We start from the raw sequence: 19,782 nt of genomic DNA on the forward strand, positions 1-19,782 counted from the left end.
CAGGTACCTGAATTATCGCGCAACTTTTCGCGCACTGGCGGCTACCGCTAACAGCAACAGCGCGATCAGTAAAAATGCGCCGCTGAGGCTGATCCATTGCGAAATGAATCCGATTAAAGCCGGACCTGAGAGAATACCCGCATATCCCAGCGTTGTCATGGCAGAAATCGCCAGGTTCGCAGGCATATCATGTTGATTCCCGGCAGCATTGAACAACATCGGCACCGTATTGGACAAACCAAAGCCCACCAGCAGAAATGCCAGCAGGGCGATCTCTGGCCACGGCAGCCAGACGGCCAGCGTCATACCCGCTGCGGCCGTCAGTGCGCCCGTCAGCATCACCGGATAGCGGCCAAAACGCTGGATGATCTTATCGCCGCTAAAACGGCCCAGTGTCATCGCCACCGAAAAGACCGCATAGCCCAGACCCGCATAAGCGGATGACATCGCCGGATTCTGCAGCAACAGCAGTGCGCCCCAGTCCAGCACCGCACCTTCCGCCAGGAACAGGATAAAGCAGAGCAGGCCAAGAAATGCGACCCAGCCGCGTGGGATCACCAGCCAGGGCTGATCGGGCTGATGCAGGCGCTTATTCATTAACACCGGCAGTCGCCACAGCAACAGTAACAGCATCACGGCCATTACCACCAGGGTCGCGTGCAGCGGCGTAAAAGCGCGGCTCAGCAACAGGCTCACCGTACCCGCCCCCAGAATGCCGCCCAGACTGAAGAAGCCATGAAAGCCGGACATCATCGGTTTATCAGCAGCCTGCTCAACCTGCACCGCCTGATAATTCATCGCCACATCCAGCATGCCCAGTCCGGCACCAAACAGCATCAGCGCCGCTGCCATCACCAGATGAGAGCCAGCGGTGGCCAGCAGCGGCATCATAAGCAGCACTAACAGCGTGGAGAAGCCCATGACCCGGCGGCAGCCAAAACGTGCCACCAGCGTGCCGGTCACCGGCATCGCGGCCAGCGAACCAATGCCCAGGCAAAGCAGTAATGCGCCCAGTGAGGCGCCGCTGAGCTGCAGACGATCGCGGGCAAACGGCACCAGCGGTGCCCAGGCTGACATTCCTAAACCATTAATCAGAAAGATGGTGCGCGTGCCCCAGTTCAGGCGGCTCTGATGCTTATATTGTTGTGCAGCGTCCAGTGCAATCATAGATCAGATCCATCAAGGGTAAGGCAGAAAAGTGTAGCATTAGCCGTGAGTTCTGTGGCCGTTGCGCCTCTTATCAACGTGGTGCAACAACATCGTTTAAATGGCAAAACCGGGAGTTTACCGACTTTTGCTGCGCCGCGAGTTTTTTCCAGAACTTTCCTGGTATGGCAGCCATCCACGCAGTGTGACTTAACTCAAATTTCAAGCGTGCTTTTCAATAACTTGCTGCCCAAAAGATGGAACAGGACCAGCTACAAACGATGGCTGAATCGCATTTTTAACAAAATTATTTTTCCGGTCGCAGGTTTTTTTAGAGGTGGTTTTTTAACCATTTTGTATCATTTATGGAAACAGTCAGCAATAAATTGACATGAAAAAACAAGGGCAAAGCGCATTTTTCGAAAACTGAATTTCATATTTAGCTAATGAAATATAGATTAAATCATAATGAAATCTGTACATTAAAATTGATTTTTACCACGATTACGCTAAAAATGATTCTTTCAGAACCGTTATGTCTGGCGGGATTCTGTGCAACTAAATCTAACAATAATACTGCCACGCCTCGCTTTTTCAGCGGCGAATGGCACAGTTTTGCTTTGCCATTTCTACATGCACCAGGTTGAGACGCCTTCTGTGGTTCAGAAGGTAAAACTATGTGTGAAGGCTATAAACATAAAATAATTTTATGTTTATAGATTCAGTATATTAGCTAATCTGGTGGAACAGAGGTTACAAATGGCAGAACTCACGCAAGGCCGTGTAGACATCATCTCGCGCGAAAACGGTACACTCCTCTCACAAACTGCTGGCGGTTCGTCACAATCCATTAACCTCACCGAACCCAGCGTTGTGCGCATTAGCGGCACGCGCGACATGGTGACGCAGTTCGAGCGCCAGGGTAACGATCTGGTGCTGAAAATGCGTGACGGCAGCACGGTACGCTATCAGAAATTCTTCCTCGACGACGCTGATGGCCAGCACAGCGAACTGGTGTTCGATGATGGGGTCAATCCACCAGAACATGCGCTCTTTCCCCAGACTGCTGAGGGCGCTGAACTCGCCTCCAGTTCGGTTACGCCCACCTATGAATCACTCGACAGCGTAGAGCCGCTACTGCTGGCGGATAACACCAACACCTCAATGGGCGTGATAACTGCGGGCGGTCTGGGTGTGCTCGGCTTAGCCGGGCTTGCCGTTGGCATCGGCGGTGGCGGTGGCGGTAACGGCGGCGGTAACGATGGTGGCACCGATCCCGGTACACCGGTTACGCCAGGGACGCCTGCCATCACCCTGAATGCGTTCGCTGGCGATGATGTACTGGATAACGCAGAAAAAACCACGGATCAGGTGCTGAGCGGTTCCACCAGCAATGTTGAGGCAGGTCAGATTGTTACCATCACGTTGGGCGGCCAGACCTACAGCGGCAGCGTAGCGGGCGACGGCAGCTGGAGCATCACCGTGCCTGCCGATGCGCTGAACGCGCTGGCCTCCGGCACCACTACCGTCACGGCAACGGTCACTAACCAGGCGGGAACCGCCGCCAGCGGCAGTCTGACGCTTACCGTAGAGGCACCGCTGACCCAGCCGGGTACGCCGGTCATCACCATCGACCAGTTTGCCGGGGATGACATCCTCAGCAATGCCGAGAAAAACAGTGACCAGCTGCTGAGCGGCTCCACCACCAACGTCGAAGCCGGCCAGATTGTCACTATCACGCTGGGCGACCAGACCTATAGCGCGCTGGTGGATGCGCAGGGCGACTGGAGCATCACGCTGTCGCCTGCACAGCTGAATGCACTGGCCGCCGGGACGGTTGCCATTTCGGCGGTCGTCACCAGTCAGGCTGGCATTGAGGCCAGCGAAAACCGCGCCATCAGCGTCGATACGCCGGTAGTTACGGGCCCGCCAGCGGTCACTGTGGATGACTTTACCGGTGACAATCAGCTGAGCAACGCGGAGAAAGCCACCGACCAGACGGTGACCGGCAGCACCAGTAACATCGAACCCGGGCAACTGGTGACGGTGACGCTGGGCGGTCAGACCTACAGCGGCAGCGTGGACGCGCAGGGCAACTGGATCATCACATTGCCATCAGCAGCCCTGAGCGCACTGGCGGCAGGTGAAACAACCCTGACGGTTTCGGTCAGCAATGCTGCCGGTAACACCGTGACCGGCAGCCTGCCGATCAGCGTGGAAGCGCCAGTGACGCAGCCGGGGGAACCGACCGTGACCATTGGTCAGTTTGTCGGGGATGACATTCTCAGCAACGATGAAAAAGGGACGGCCCAGACACTCTCCGGCACGACCACCAATATCGAAGCGGGCCAGACGGTAACCGTCACCCTGGGGGGGCAGACTTACCTCGGCACCGTCGATGGCAGTGGAAACTGGAGTGTGATTATTCCGGCTGCTGCGCTGGGCAATCTGCCGGCGGGTTCGAATGCCATTGGCGTCACCGTCAGTAACGCCGCGGGCGTAACCACCAGCGAAACCCGCGATATTTCGGTGGATGCGCCGACAACAGAGCCAGGCGTACCGGCCCTGACCCTGAATGATTTCGCGGGTGATAACGATCTGAGCAACAACGAAAAAGCGGTTGATCAGCTGGTCAGCGGCACCACCAGTAATGTTGAAGCCGGACAGCTGGTGACAGTTACTCTGGGCGGACAGACCTACAGCGCCAGCGTGCAGGGTGATGGCAGCTGGAGCGTCACCGTTCCGTCAGCTGCGCTCAACGCGCTGGCAGCCGGCACGACCACACTCACTGTTTCGGTCAGTAATGCGGCGGGCGATGTCGCAACTGCCGCGCAGCCGATCACCGTCGAAGCCCCGTCAACGCAGCCGGATCAGGCCACTGTAACCATCGATGCCTTTGCCGGAGATGACATCCTCAGCAACAGCGAGAAAGCCAGCGACCAGTTGCTCAGCGGCACCACCACCAATATCGCCGAGGGGCAGCAGGTTACTGTCACGCTGAACGGAGAGACCTTTACCGCCCCGGTTGGCGCAGATGGCCGCTGGAGCGTCACGATTCCGGCCAGCTCGCTGGCTGGGCTGACAGCAGGAAGTGCGACCCTGAACGCCACAGTCACCGATACGCTCGGCACGCCAGTCAGCGAAACCCGCAACTTCCTCGTTGAATCATCAGGCACTGCGCCAGGCACCCCGACATTGACCATCAATGCCTTTGCTGACGACAACGTCCTGAGCAACGATGAGAAGCTGGACGCACAGGCGGTCTCCGGCAGTACCACCAATGTCGAATCCGGACAGATTGTCACGGTGACACTGGGCGGCCAGAACTACAGCGGCACGGTCGGCGCCGATGGCAGCTGGAATATTGCGATTCCGGCCAACGATCTCCTTGCGCTGTCTGCGGGCGCTGCCTCGCTGGTCGTGACGGTCAGCAATGCGGCAGGCACTACCGTCAGCGATACGCTGGAAATTACCGTGGAACCACCGGTTACTGAGCCGGGCCAGCCAGTGATCACGCTCGATCAGTTTGCCGGTGATGACGTCCTGAGTAACGACGAAAAAACCAGCGACCAGCTATTGAGCGGTACTACCACCAACGTTGAGGCGGGTCAGATTGTCACGGTGACGCTGGGTGATCAGACCTACAGCGCCACGGTTGGTGCGGATGGCAGCTGGAGCCTGAGCGTCCCAGCCAGCGCGCTGGCGGCACTGGCGGCGGGTAGTGCCACTATCGCGGCCACGGTCACCAGTCAGGCGGGGGTTACGGTAAGTGAAGATCGGGTGATCGCGGTGGAAGCGCCTGCGGAGCCGGGCACGCCGACAGTCACAATCGCCCTGTTTGCCGGTGATGATCTGGTGGATAACAGCGAGAAGGCCGTCGATCAGACGCTTTCCGGCAGCACCAGCAACGTGGAGGCGGGTCAGACGGTCACCATTACCCTTGGCGGTCAGAATTACAGTGCGCTGGTCAATCCGGACGGCAGCTGGAGCACGCAGATCCCGTCTGCGGCACTTAGTGCCCTGGCGGCAGGCACCACAGCCATCACGGTCAGCGTCACGTCGGTAGCCGGTGCTTTAGCCACCGACAGCCGTGACATCAACGTCGCGCCGGGAACCGGCGAACCGGGTGTGATCACTATCAGTGAGCCTGTCAGCGTTGATGGTTTCCTTAACCTGCAGGAGCTGAGCAGCGATCTGATCATCGGCGGCTCGGCAGTGGGCGTCAATCCGGGCCAGGCGGTGCAGCTTAACTTCAACGGCAACAATTACAGTGCGGTGGTGGGCAGCAACGGCTTCTGGAGCATCACCGTTCCGGCTGGCGACCTCAGTGGTATCACCGACGGGGTGAAACTGATCTCGGTTACCGCAACCGACGCCAGTGGTGCGCTGCTGACCGACTCTGCCCAGCTGAATGTGGTCGCCACCTCGCTGCCGCAGATCGCACTGGATGAGAGCGCGCTTACCGATGGTATTCTTAATCAGACAGAAGCGGGCAGCGAACTGCTGATCGGTGGCAGCACCGGTAAAGCGGTGGCGGGCCAGCTGGTCGAAGTGCAACTCAACGGCAAAACCTACAGCAGCACGGTCAATGAGGATGGCAGCTGGAACCTGACGCTGCCTGCCGCCGATCTCGCCTTATTACCGCAGGGCGCTAACGGCCTGGCCATTACCGCGATTGATGAGGCGGGCAACCGCGTGGACGAGACGCTGAACTTCAGCGTCAACACGCTGCCACCGAACCTGGTTGTGGCGGAGGTGGCAGGCGGCGATGGCATCCTTAACGGCACGGAAGTGGCTGCAGGCGTGCCGGTCAGCGGTTCAGGTGCGCTGCCGGGCGAGCTGGTAACGGTCTCGCTGAACAACATCATTTACAGCGCAACCGTGGATGGGCAGGGCAACTGGACGGTGGATCTGCCGCCAGCGGCGCTGCAGGCGTTGTCAGATGGCAGCAGCTATACACTGGTGGTTACCCTGACCGACGCCAGCGGCAACATCGCGACCCAGGCGCAGACGCTGGCCGTCAGCACGCAGCCGCCGGTTGCCACCGTCACCGCACCGGGCGGGGATGGTGTTCTGACCAGCAATGAACTCACGGAGCCGCTGTTGATCAGCGGAACCGGCACCGCGGGCGACAGTGTAGCGGTCGGATTAAACGGTAAAACTTACGCTGCTATCGTGGACGAAACTGGTAACTGGCGTGCATCTGTTCCGGTTGCCGATCTTGCCACGCTGAGCAACCAGACTTATCCGGTCACCGTGACCGTGACCGATTCGGCCGGTAACAGCAGTACGCAGGATGCCGATCTGCGGGTTGCTACCGAAGCGCCTGCTCTGACTCTTAACCCTCTGGACGCTGACGGCGTGATCAACATCAGCGACGCGCAGCAGCCGCTGATTGTCAGCGGAACCGGCGACGAAGGTGACATCATTCGTGTCACGCTCAATAACCTGACCTACAGCGCCGTAGTGGCGCAGGGTGGCAACTGGAGTGTAAGCTTTCCGGCTGCCGACCTGGCGGGCGTGCCCAACGGTACTCAACTGGTCTCGGTCGTAGCGACAGACGCGGATGGCAATACCACCCCAGCCAGCAGTTCAGTGATTTTCGCGACCACGCCGCCACTGCTGGACGTCTCGACGCCGGGCAGTGATGGTTATATCAACATCGCTGAACACACGCAGGATCTCACCATCGACGGGCGCGGGGGGACGCAGGGCGACACGGTGGCAGTGAGTTTCAATGGCGAAATCTACTCCGCCACGGTTGACCCTAATGGCACATGGAATGTGACGGTGCCCGCCGCCATTATCAGTCAGCTGAGCGATGCACTCTACCCGGTTGACGTGGTAATCAGCGATGCTTATGGCAACAGCACGACCGTCGGCTCCAGTGTGACGGTGCTGGCGGCAACATCACCGGCACTGACCATTGATCCTGTGACCGGCGACAATCTGATCGACAGTGCGGAACAGCTTACTGACATTCTGGTCACCGGTAACGTCACCGGCGTACCGGCAGGCCAGCCGGTATTACTGACCATTAACGGTCAGTCTTACGACGGCGTAGTGCAGGCGAACGGAAGCTGGGGTGTGACCCTGCCCGCCGGATCGCTGGGTGCCGCGGGCGATAAAACCTTTACCGTGGCGATTACCGACGTGGCCGGAAACCCGGCGCTGCCTGCTCAGGGGCAGTTCACCGTGATCACGACCAATGTACCGTCGCTGTCGATTGCCCCGATCAGTGACGACAACGCACTCAACGTGCTGGATGCGCAGAGCGATCTGATCCTCAGCGGCGGTTCCGCAAACCTGCCGGCGAACAACCCGATCAGCGTGACGCTGGTGCCCGGCGGCACCCTTTACAGCACCACAACCGATGAAAACGGTAGCTGGACCCTGACCGTGCCAGCCGCCGACCTGGCGAACCTGGCGCAGGGTAACACCACCGTTACCGTTACCTCAGGGGATGTACAGACCAGCCAGACGCTGCTGGTGGCAACGACGCCGCTGGCAGAACCCCAAATCAACACGCCTTTCACTGATGGCATCCTTAATACTGAAGAAGCCAGCACAGCGCAGACGCTGACCGGCTCCGTCCAGCCAGGCCAGGCCGTCAGCGTGACACTGGGCGGCATCAGTTATCCGGCAACGGTAGCGGCAAATGGTGACTGGAGTGTCACGCTGACGCCAGATGCGCTACAGGCCCTGGCGCAGGGCAGTAATCCCGTTACCGTGACGGTGAGCGATGTCGCGGGTAACAGCAGCAGCATCAGTGAACCGATAACGGTGGATACCGGGGTACCGGCGCTGACCGTTAATCCGATTGCCACCGATGGCATTATCAATGCGGCTGAAACAGCCACCGATCTGACCGTCAGCGGCACCGTCGCCCCGGGCAGCAGCGTCAGTCTTGTGCTGAATGGTGAGACCTACAGCGCCATAGTCGCCGCGGATGGCAGCTGGACCGCCACCGTACCCGCTGCCGATCTGCAACAGCTGACTGATGGCCGTTACGATCTCAACGTGACCGTTACCAGCGTCAGTGGCAATGTTGCCACCACGCCATTGCCGGTCACCGTGGATACCACCGCACCCGACTTCAGCATTAATGCGCCCGCTGGCGATGGTGTGCTGAACATTGCGGAGCAGGCTGCTGGTTTCAGCTTCAGCGGCGCAGGCAGTGAAGGCGACCGCGTCAGCGTGACGCTGAATGGCGTCACCTACACCGGCACGGTTGATGCGGACGGAAACTGGGGGCTGGCCGTACCGCCTGCTGCGCTTGCCGGTCTGACTAACGGCACCAGCTATCCGGTGGTGGTCACCGTCACCGACGCGGCTGGCAACAGCAGCAGCCAGAACAGTGCGCTGACGGTTGCCACCACGCCGCCGCCGCTGGTAGTCGCCCCGGTCAGCGGGGACAACGCGCTGAACACCGCTGAACTGGCGGAGCCGCTGGTCTTCAGCGGCAGCGGTCAGAACGGCGACATTGTTACGGTCCAGCTCAATGACCAGCTCTACAGTACCACCGTCGGCGTGAATGGGCAGTGGACGCTGCAAATCGATGCTAATGATCTGGCGGCGCTGCCTCCGGGCACGAATCCGCTGACCGTTACCGAAATCAATGCTAACGGCAACCAGAGCAGCCAGGTGGTTGATCTGAATGTGGCAACCTCGCCGGACGTGCAGCCTGTGCTGACCGTCGATAGCAGCACCTTTGCCGGTGACGGTATCGTCACGGCCGCAGAACAGTTACAGCCGATTACGGTGCGCGGCAGCAGCAGTAACGTCGAGGCGGGCCAGCAGGTGATCATCTCCCTGAATGGCATCGACTACAGCGGTGTGGTTGAGGCCAGCGGCAACTGGAGCATTACGCTGCCTGCGGGCGCACTGGCGGAGCTGGGCGAGGGCAGTCAGACGCTGAACGTCAGCGTGATCAATGCCGTCGGCAATACCGCCACCAGCCCGCTTAACTTCACTGTGGACAATACGCTGCCATCGATCGCGCTGGCACCGATCGGCGACGACAACTACCTCAATGCCCAGGAGCTGGGCGGTGCCGTTGTGGTCAGCGGCAGCACCAGCGGCCTGCCTGAGGGCAGCATTATTACCGTGCTTGCCAACGGCACCACAGCCAGCACCAGCGTGGCGGCCGATGGAAGCTGGAGCCTGACCTTACCGGCTGGCACCTTTAACGGCGCAGCCGATGGCCCGCAGACGATTACCGCCACGGCCAGCGACGGCAGCGGACAACAGCTTGCCACCAGCGACGCTACCCTGACGGTGGTGGCCAGTGCACTGCCGGTGGCCACCCCTGGCGTGGCCTTTGATGACGGTATTCTCAACGGCGACGAAGCCGTCAGCGGCGGCGTGATCACCGGAAACACCGGCGTGTCTGGTGACGGCCAGACGGTTATCGTCACGCTGGGCGGAACTAACTACAGCGGCACGGTCGACGCAGCGGGGAACTGGCAGGTCGCGGTTCCGCCAGCGGCACTCTCTGCGCTGCCACAGGGCACCACGCCTTACACCGTGGTGGTCAGTGATGTGGCAGGCAACAGCAGCCAGGCTGACGGCAGCCTGGTGGTGGATACCCTGCCACCGGTGCTGGACTTCATCACCCCCTCCGATGGCATTATCAATGCCGCTGAGAGTCAGCAGCCGCTGACGCTGACCGGCAGCAGTGAAGCCAGTGCGCTGATTGTGGCCAGCTTCAACGGCACCAGCCTGAGCACCACCGCAGACGTCAATGGTAACTGGTCGCTGGATCTGCCCGCCACGGTTTATACCGGGCTGGGCAACGGCACCTATCCTCTGACCGTGACCGCCAGCGACGCAGCAGGTAATGCCACCACCGCCAGCCGCGATCTGGCGCTGAAAGTGGAGGCGGGCACGCTGCCGACCCTGACGCTGGATGCCTTTGCCGGTAACAATGTGGTCGATGGTGCGGAACGCCTCACCGATCAACGTCTGACCGGCACCACCACCAACGTCGAAGCGGGCCAGCTGGTCACCGTCACCCTTGATGGCACAGTCTACAGCGCCGCTGTGCAGGCGAGCGGAGCATGGAGCCTGATCGTGCCAGCCGGTGCGCTGGCGGCAATTGCGGATGGCAGCGTCAGTTTCACTGTGGCGGTCAGCGACGTGGCGGGCAACACCACCACCACTAATCTCACCTTTGACGTTAACAGCAATGCGTCTGGCCTGGCGATGGATGCCATCAGTCAGGACAACTATCTGAATGCGCAGGAGCTGGGTCAGCCGCTGATTGTCACCGGCACCTCGGCGAATGTGCCTGAAGGCAGTCTGGTCACGCTGCTGTTTAACAACATCAGCTACACCGCGCAGGTTTCGGCCAGCGGTCGCTGGAGTGTGATCGTTCCGGCTGAGTCACTGACGGCACTCGCCGACGGGCCTTACACCGTCACGGTCACTGCGACGGACAGCGGCGGGGCGACCCTGAGCAGCGAAGCCGCGCTCAGGGTGCTGGCGACGCTGCCAGCACCGCAGATCGTCTCTGCTTTTGGCGATGGTCTGCTTAACAGCAGCGAAATCACCACGCCACAAACTCTGAACGGCACTACAGGTGTGACAGGTGACGGCCAGACGGTGAACGTGGTTCTCAACGGCGTGACCTACAACGGCACGGTCGACAGCAATGGCAACTGGCAGGTCAGCGTGCCTGCCTCCGCGCTGGCCGATCTGCCGGAGGAGACGCTTAACTACACCGTTAACGTGCAGGATGCGGCGGGTAACACCGGCAGCAGCCAGGGCAGCGTCACGGTCGATCTGACGCCACCAACCCTGTCGCTTGATCCGGTTGCGGGCGATAACAGTGTCAATATTGCCGAAAGCACCGCGCCGATTGTGCTCAGCGGCAGCAGTAATGCCGAAGCCGGTCAGCAGGTCACCCTTACCCTTAACAACCAGATCTGGACCACCACCGTGACCCAGGATGGCGACTGGAGCCTGACGCTGCCTGCGGGTGCCCTGGCAGGGATTCCGGCCGGTGCGTATACCCTGACCGTGACGGTCAGTGATGCGGCGGGCAATCTGGTTACTGAGACGCGTGAAATCACCGTCGCAACCGGTGCCCTGTCGGTCAGCATTAATATGCCGTTTGGCGATGGCTATCTTAGTCAGGCTGAAACGGCGGTCAGTCAGACGCTGAGCGGCAGTACCGGTGTGGCGGGCGAGGGCCAGACCGTCAGCGTGACGCTGGGCGATAATGACTACACTGCCGCAGTCGATGCGCAGGGCAACTGGACGCTGACCTTAACGCCAGCGCAGGTGCAGGCACTGGCTGAGGGCTTGACGACCCTGGTGGTCAATGCCAGCGATGCCGCCGGTAACAGCGGTTCGCTGACCAGCGCCGTCACGGTCGATCTCACCCCGCCTGCGTTAAGCATTAACCCTATCGGCGGCGACAACGTCATCAACTCAGTTGAGGTACTGGAAGCGGTCGCTATCAGCGGAACAGCTTCAGTCGCGGATGCCGGACAGACGGTCACCGTCAGTTTCCAGAATACCGATTACACTACCCAGGTACTCTCTGATGGCACCTGGCAGGTGACCCTGCCTGCCGGTGTCGTGCAGGGGTTGACGGATGGCAGCTATCCGGTCGATGTGACGATCAGAGATGTGGCGGGTAATCTGACCACGGCGACCCAGACGCTGACGCGTGATGCGGACAGCCTGAATCTGCCGACCCTGACCATCGGGGCAATCAGTGATGATAATTTCCTTAACCAGGCGGAGTCGCTGCAGGATCTGAGCATCGGCGGCACCAGCACTAATCTGGTGGAAGGTCAGCTGGTAACAGTAACGCTGAACACCATTCAGTACAGCGGCACGGTGGCTGCGGATGGCAGCTGGACGGTGACCGTTCCGGCCGCTGATCTGGGCAATCTGCCGGATGGCGATCAGCTGCTAATCGTCGTCTCAGCGGATACGTCTGGCAATCTGGCCAGCGCCAGCGCCAGCCTGGTCGTGCTGGCCAGCGCGCTGGTTCAGCCAACGCTGACCCTGAACGTGGTGGCAGGCGATGATGTGATCAATGCCACCGAGGCCACTGCTGATGTCGCGGTCAGCGGTGGCAGCACCCTGCTGGCGGCAGGAACGCCGGTAACCTTGTCGTTTAATGGTACTGATTACAGCACAACGATTGATGCTGACGGCAACTGGACGGTGACGGTACCGTCTGCAGCCTTCATCAACGTTACGCCGGGCAGCACCCAAACCTTTACCGTCACTGCCAGTGATGTTGCCGGTAACCCGGCGGTCGCCACGCAGGAGGTCAGTTTCAGCACCACACCGCCTGTGCTGACGGATATTACGGTCAATGCGGGTGACACGCTAAACCTGGCGGAGTCGCTACAGGATCTCACTATCAACGGCACCACTACGGGTGCCCTGCCGGTGACGGTGACGCTGAATAACGTCAGCTATACCACCACGGCGGATGCTGACGGGAACTGGACCCTCACCATTCCCGCAGCCGACGTGCAGCAGCTGGCAGACGGCCCTAACGCCATCACCGTGTCGGTCACTGACGCGGCGGGCAATATCACCACCGACGCCACCACCACACTGGATGTGGCGTTTAATACTCTGCCAGCGCTGACCCTGAACACGCCGTTTGGCGATGCGCTGGTCAGTGCAGCAGATGCCGAGGGCGCGTTAACGCTGAGTGGTGACAGCACTAATCTGCCGGAAGGTAGCGTAGTGAATATTACCGTCGGCGCACAGACTTTCAGCACTACAACCGATGCCAGCGGCAACTGGACGCTGAACCTGGCAGCGGGCGCGCTGACGGGACTGGATGATGGACTGACACAGGTGGTGGTCACCGCCACGGATGCGGCAGGAAATCCGGCACAGGTTACCGCTGGCGTTGAGATCCTGCAGACGCCGCCGGTTTCCGCCGACTTTGCTGCAACACAGTTCGGCGATAACGTGATTAATATAAGTGAATCGGGTTCCGTTCAGCTGGTCACAGGCACGTCTAATCCTGTTGCGGGCCAGACCCTCAGCGTCACCGTCGGCGATGACAACATCCCGCTGTCCGTTACGGTTGATGCCAGTGGAAACTGGACGGCCAGCCTGACACCGGAAGTGATCGCCAGCCTGGGTGCCGGTGAACACACGCTGACCCTCACCACCACGGATCGGGCCGGTAACAGCATTACAGAGATGCGGACCTTTGTTTCAGCGATTACCCCGATTGCTGCGCCAACGCTGGATACGCCATTTACGGATGGCCGTCTTAATGCGGCGGAAGCGGCAATGGACGGTATCCTGACCGGTACGGTCAACAGTGATGATCCGGCCTCGGTGGCGGTGACTATCAATGGCACCGTCTATGCTGCGACGCTCACTGATGGCGGTGCAGCCTGGTCACTGACTCTGCCGCCTGCCGTATTGCAGTCATTGCCGGATGGCAACCTGCCGGTCAGCGTGACCGTCACCGACGTGAACGGCAACATCGGCACCACCAGTGGTTCGCTGCAGGTCGCCGTCAATACGCTGCCGGATGTCACGCTGATCCTGCCGTTTGGTGACGGTGCGCTGAACGCCACCGAAGCGGGATTAGAGCAAATCCTCAGTGGTACCACCGGCATTACCGGTGCAGGACAGACGGTATCGGTGCTGATCGCCGGCTTTAACGGCGACCAGCCGCTGGCCGCCACGGTGCAGAACGATGGCAGCTGGTCGCTGACCCTGTCGCCGGCTCAGTTAGCCACCTTCACCAGCGGCACGCATACCATTACCGTGACCGCCACCGACATTGCGGGTAACAGTGACGTGACGGCGCTGAGTGTGGTAACCGAAGTGGCTGTGCCTGTCCCGACCTTCAATCCCGGCGCGTTTGGCGGCGATAACGTCCTGAACATCACTGAAGCCGCGGCAGGTGTTACCCTGACCGGCACCACCGGCAGCGTAGGGGATAATCAGGCGGTCAGCATCACCGTTGATCTCAATGGCAGCCTTTATTCCGGCACGGTGGATGGCAACGGTAACTGGACCGTTGACCTTCCTGGTAACGCGCTGAGTTCTCTGGGTAACGGGACGCAGACCCTGACGGTTAACGTCGTGGATGCGGCAGGTAATAGCGCGTCGGCGCAGCTGCCGTTCACCACCGATCTCAGCGCGCCGCAGCCTGCGGTCAATCTGCAATTCCTCGGCGGCTATGTGAATAGCGGCGATGTTGCCGCAGGGATTACGCTGAGCGGCACCACCGGTGAGGCGGGCGCAAATCAGACGGTGCAGCTGACGCTGGGCGGCAACACCTACAGCGCCACAGTGGATGCGAATGGTAACTGGACGGTGCCGCTGGCCCAGGCGCAGCTTTCAGCGCTGCCGGATGCTACCTATCCGGTTACCGTGACGGCCACCGATGCGGCAGGCAACAGCACGACGATTAACAGCTCACTGGTGATCGACACCACGCCACCGGTACTGAGCACTAACGCCTTTGCCGGCGACAACGCACTGAACTACGCCGAGAGCATTCAGCCGCAGATCCTCAGCGGCACGGCAACGGGCGCAGAGACGGGCGCAGTGGTCACGGTCTCGCTGAATGCCACGACCCTCGGCACCGCCGTGGTTGACGGTAACGGCAACTGGAGCGTGACGCTGGCACCAGAGCAGATGGCCACCTTTGGCGCATCCACAACCCTGGCGCTGGCAGTGACTGACCTGGCAGGTAACACCGCCAGCGGCACCGTCGCGGTGACGGTGGATCTGACGCCACCGCCAGGCCCGCTGGTGACGCTGGGCACGGTTTCGGGCGACAACATCATCAGCACCCAGGATGTCGCGGGTGGCGTCGTCCTGAGCGGCACCTCGGCTAACCTTGGTGAAGCCGGGGTGGTAACGGTGGTGATGAATGGTGTGACTTATGCCACCACGCTGGATGAGGCAGGTAACTGGTCAACGGCTGCGTTGCCGGTCAGCGCCTTTGGCAATGCGGACGGCAGCGTCGCCATCACGGTGAATGCCACTGACGGTACGACCCCTGTCACCGTCAGCGGTAACGTGCTGATTGATCTGACGCCACCGGCCCTGTCGATCAATGCCTTTGCGGGTGACAACCAGGTCAATGGTAATGAAAGTGCCACCAGCCAGACCATCAGCGGCACCGCCGATGTCGCTGAAGCAGGCCGTACGGTGGTTGTGACCTTTAATAACCAGACGTACAGCACGGTGGTGCAGAGTAACGGTACCTGGTCCACCACCGTTCCTGCCAGCGCGATGCAGGCACTGACCGATGGCAGCACGCCGGTGATCACCGCGCAGCTGGCAGATGTCGCCGGTAACGTGACGACTGCAACACAGCAGGTGACGGTGGATACCGCCGCGCCGCTGGTCCAGGTTGACGCGCTGGCAGGCGATAATGTGCTTAACGCCGCTGATCTGGCCGTCAGTCAGGTACTGACCGGCAGCGCACAGGGCGCAGAAGGCCAGACCATCGGCCTCTACCTGGGCGATGCCACGCCGATCGCTACCGCAACGGTAGGCGCAGATGGCCGCTGGAGCATCGATCTTGCACCGAATGTCCTGTCGGGCCTCACTGACGGCGCGCTGGTGTTTGGCGTGCGGGTCAATGACAGTGCAGGAAATCAGACCAACGCCACGCTGACAGTCAACAAAGTGGTTAACAGTGCGCTGACGCTAGTGGTTGATTCGGTATTCGGCGACGGCACGCTCAGTGCGCTGGATACCACGGTGGCGCAGACCATCTCGGGAACTGCGACGTCGGCAGGTGTCGGGGCCACGGTATCGGTGGTACTGGGCGGCAGCACGCTCTCTGCTTCTGTGGGTCAGGATGGTAAATGGGCCATTGTGGTGCCGCCTGCGGTGCTGGATCTGGTCACCGATGGCAATCTTGCGGTTAACGTTACACTGACCGATGCGGCGGGTAACACCCGCTCCGTGGGGGAAACCGTGACGGCGATTGTCGACGCGGTGCCGGTGGTGGGCGCGCTCACCGGGCTGTTTGGCGGTGATAACCTGCTGAACATTGCGGAAGCGGCAGCCGGACAGCTGGTGGGTGGCGTAATCAGTAATGCGGCTGCAGGTTCACAGGTGACGGTGACCTTTGGCAGTAAAACATACAACACCACCGTGCAGGCAGGCGGAGCATGGAGCGTTAGCCTGCCGGGCAGCGATCTCACCTCACTGCTGGATGGCAATCTGACGCTGGGCGTCAGCGTCCGGGATGCGGCGGGTAACGTCGCCTCGAATAGCGCGTCGATTGGCATCTTTACTCAGGCACCATCCATTTCCCTGACCTCTCTGTTTGGCGATGGCGTGCTGAATCTGGCCGATATCGCCACCGGCCAGGTAATCAGCGGAGTGGTGAACAACGTTGCGCAGGGCAGTGTGGTGACGCTTTCGGTGGGCAACAGCCAGCTGACCGCGACCGTGGGTGCGGGCGGTGCCTTCAGCGCCACGGTGACGCCGGATATCCTGGGCACCCTGGCGCAGGGTAATCTGACGGTCGGCGCGTCAGTAACGGATGCAGCGGGAAATACCGCCAGCACCAGCGCCGGTATTCGCGTCGATACGCTACTGCCAACCATCACGGTAAATCCGCTGTTTGGTGACGGTCTGCTGAACGTGGCGGATGCGCTGGTCACACAGGTGATTGGCGGCGTCGTTGGCGGTGCAGAAGCGGGATCGCGTGTCGTCGTATCGGTGGGTTCTCAGCAGTTTGTGACGGCAACGGATGCCAGCGGCAACTTTAACGTCTCACTGACGCCTGCGCTGTTGCAGGGCATTGCGGATGGTAATCTGACCGTTGGCGTCAGCGTCACCGACAGCGCCGGTAACACCAGCAGCACCACCGCCGGCGCGCTGGTGGGTATTCACAATCTGCCGAAAGTAACGCTCAATCCGTTGTTTGGTGATGGCGTGCTGAACCTGGCGGAGTCGCTGGTGACCCAGACCATCAGCGGCACGGTCTCCGGCGTGGCTGCGGGCAGCAGCGTCAGGCTGGCGATTGGCAACACAACGGCCACTGCGCTGGTCAACGCTGATGGCACGTTCTCCACCACCGTTTCACCAGCTGTGCTCTCGACGCTGCTGAACGGCAACTTTACCGTCAGCGCGGCGGTCACCGATCCGGTCGGCAATGTCAGCAGTACCAGCGCGGGCGTGTCACTGGGACTGGTGCAACCAACCCTGACGGTGAATACGGTATTCGGCGACGGGGTTCTGAGCGCAGCCGATCTGGCCTCGAACCAGACCCTGAGCGGGACCTCCAGTCTGTCAGCAGGCTCTGCTGTCAGCGCCACGCTGAACGGCCTGACCTATACCACCAAAGTGGTGAGTGGCGGCAACTGGAGCATCAGCGTTCCGAAAGCGGATCTTGCCGCAATCACTGACGGCAGTAAAACCGTGACGGTGACCGGCACGGACGCCTACGGTAACGTGGTGAACAGCAGTGGAACACTGAGCGTTATCAGTCAGTCGACGCCTGTGGTCGCCATTACCTCACTGTTTGGTGACAATGCGCTGAGTGCTGCGGATGTCAAAACCGCGCAGACTATTTCAGGCACTGCCAGCAACGCCGAAGGATCGGTGGTACGCGTTACGCTGGGTGGCCAGACTTATAGCACCACGGTGAGCAGCAACGGCAACTGGAGTCTCTCTGTGCCGGCGGCTAACCTCGCCGCGATTGCGGATGGTCTGCAGACCGTGACGGCCAGCGTCATCAACGGCGCAGGCACCAATGGTTCCACCTCGGCGTCGCTGGGTGTGGTAAGTCACACCACGCCGACCGTCAGTGTAAACAGTTTCTTTGGTGGCGATGGTTATCTCAACATCGCGGAAGCCAATACGGCTGAAACCATCAGCGGAACCAGCACCAATGCAGCGGGCGGCACGGTAACGGTTAACGTTGCAGGCAATGTCCTCACCACGACCATTGGCACGAATGGGGCATGGAGCATCAGCGTGCCGTCAGCGACGCTGAAAGGGATCGCAGATGGCAGCCATCCGCTGACCGTCACGGTAGCGGATATTGGGGGCAATCCCGCGACCAGCACCAGCAGCTTTACTGCGCTCTCACATAATCAGCCGCTGGTCGGGGTTGATCCGGTACTCAGCATCGTCGGTTCTCTGCTTACCGGCCTGGTGGTTCAGGGGGGATCGCTGAATGCGGCTCAGGGATCGAAAGTCAGTGTGACGCTGCTGCTGGCCAACGGCAGCAACGGACCGACGCTGAATACCACGACCGATGCGCTGGGGCGTTACGTGGTTAACTTCTCATCGTCACTGCTGTCGGTGGGCGGCCTGCTATTGTCACTGAACACGCTGGCAAAAGTCTCCATCACTGACGTGGCCGGTAACAGCTACACCACCACCAATACCCTGTTGCTGGGTTCATTGCTGCCGGTAACACTGGCGGCCACCGAGTCGGTAGCACTCTTTTCGGTGGTGGATGACAGCGCTACCGTCGCCAGTACCAGCGTGGAAACGCAGCAGACCAGCACCAGCACCAGCAGCGACGATAACAGCGCCCATGTAGCCGTGGCCTCGACGCTGATTACTGAAGCGGATACGGTAACGCCGGTCAGCAGCAGTGAAACCGTGGTAGCCAGTGACACCGCTGTGACGGCGGCACCGGCAGAGGAGGTGGGTTACACCATTGGCGGCGTCGTGATTACGCTGGCCGATGGCAGTACGGCAGAGGGCGCTTCGGTGACCGGCAGCAGCGGTGCGGATACCGTCACGGTCAGCGACCTTAACTTTACCCATATTGATGGCGGCGCAGGCACCGATACACTGGTGCTTAATGGTGAGTATCTCAATCTGGATCTCACTGCGCTGGGCCTGAAAGTTGAACACATTGAAGTGCTTGATTTGGGTAAAACCGGCACCAACTCTGTGAAACTCGATCTCAATGAGGCCCTCACTATTACGGACAAACAAAGTGATGATTTGCTGATCAAAGGCGCAGATGGCAGTCAGGTCACACTGGCGAACAGCAACGGTGGTATCTGGGAAGTGACCGGTGAGCGCACGGTGGAAGGCCGGGTTTTTGAGATCTACCACAACTCGACGCTGAGCAGTGAAAATACCCTGGGTGATGTGCTGGTGCAGCAGAACCTGCAGGTCCACGTGGCGTAGTCACAGCAACATCTGTCAGGTCGTTCTGAGAAGCGGGTGCGTAAGCATCCGCTTTTTTTGTTTTAGTCACGTAATAATTTCACTTTCCAGATTATCGCCACTATTCATTAGCAGAATGAAAGATTAGGGTAAGCGCAGCAAACGGCGTGACGCCGTAAATCAGCATTCTGGCTCCATTTGTCGCTTTTATCAGCGTCTTCTTTCACCATCCCTGTTACCTGCGGGTAATCAGTTCCGACCAGCGGAAACGGGCAGCGTCAGCTGACCCACTACCCATCGTCAGTCTTAACGTCCGGTTTATCCGGGCGTTTTGGTCTGCGTTTCTGTTCTGAACTGAGGTTACCTATGTCAACACGCGATACGCTTCGTTCCGTCCGGTTCAAATCCATTTTCCAGACGGCGGTGAGCGACTTTGCCGTCACCGACAGCGCGCTGCCCGCTATTACGCCAGTCGCAACACAGAGTCTTAATCTGCCCGTTACCCCTCTCTCTGCGGAGTCACCGCAT

2 protein-coding genes are annotated in these 19,782 nt (G+C 60.2%); one reads left to right on the forward strand and one right to left on the reverse strand.

The annotated features are described in order from the left end of the window. Positions 1 to 12: 12 nt before the first annotated feature. Positions 13 to 1,167 (reverse strand): MFS transporter, encoded by a 1,155-nt coding sequence (locus QSK07_RS01675; protein WP_285720263.1) that lies wholly within the window; start codon positions 1,165 to 1,167, stop codon positions 13 to 15. A 738-nt stretch (positions 1,168 to 1,905) separates the two neighbouring features. On the opposite strand from QSK07_RS01675, the gene QSK07_RS01680 reads away from it, so the two are divergent. Next, entirely contained in the window at positions 1,906 to 19,275 is a 17,370-nt protein-coding gene (locus QSK07_RS01680; RefSeq protein ID WP_285720264.1) for an Ig-like domain-containing protein, read from the forward strand. Positions 19,276 to 19,782: the final 507 nt, after the last annotated feature.

It is taken from the genome of Pantoea sp. QMID4, from assembly GCF_030270445.1.
Taxonomy (GTDB): Bacteria; Pseudomonadota; Gammaproteobacteria; order Enterobacterales; family Enterobacteriaceae; genus Pantoea; species Pantoea vagans.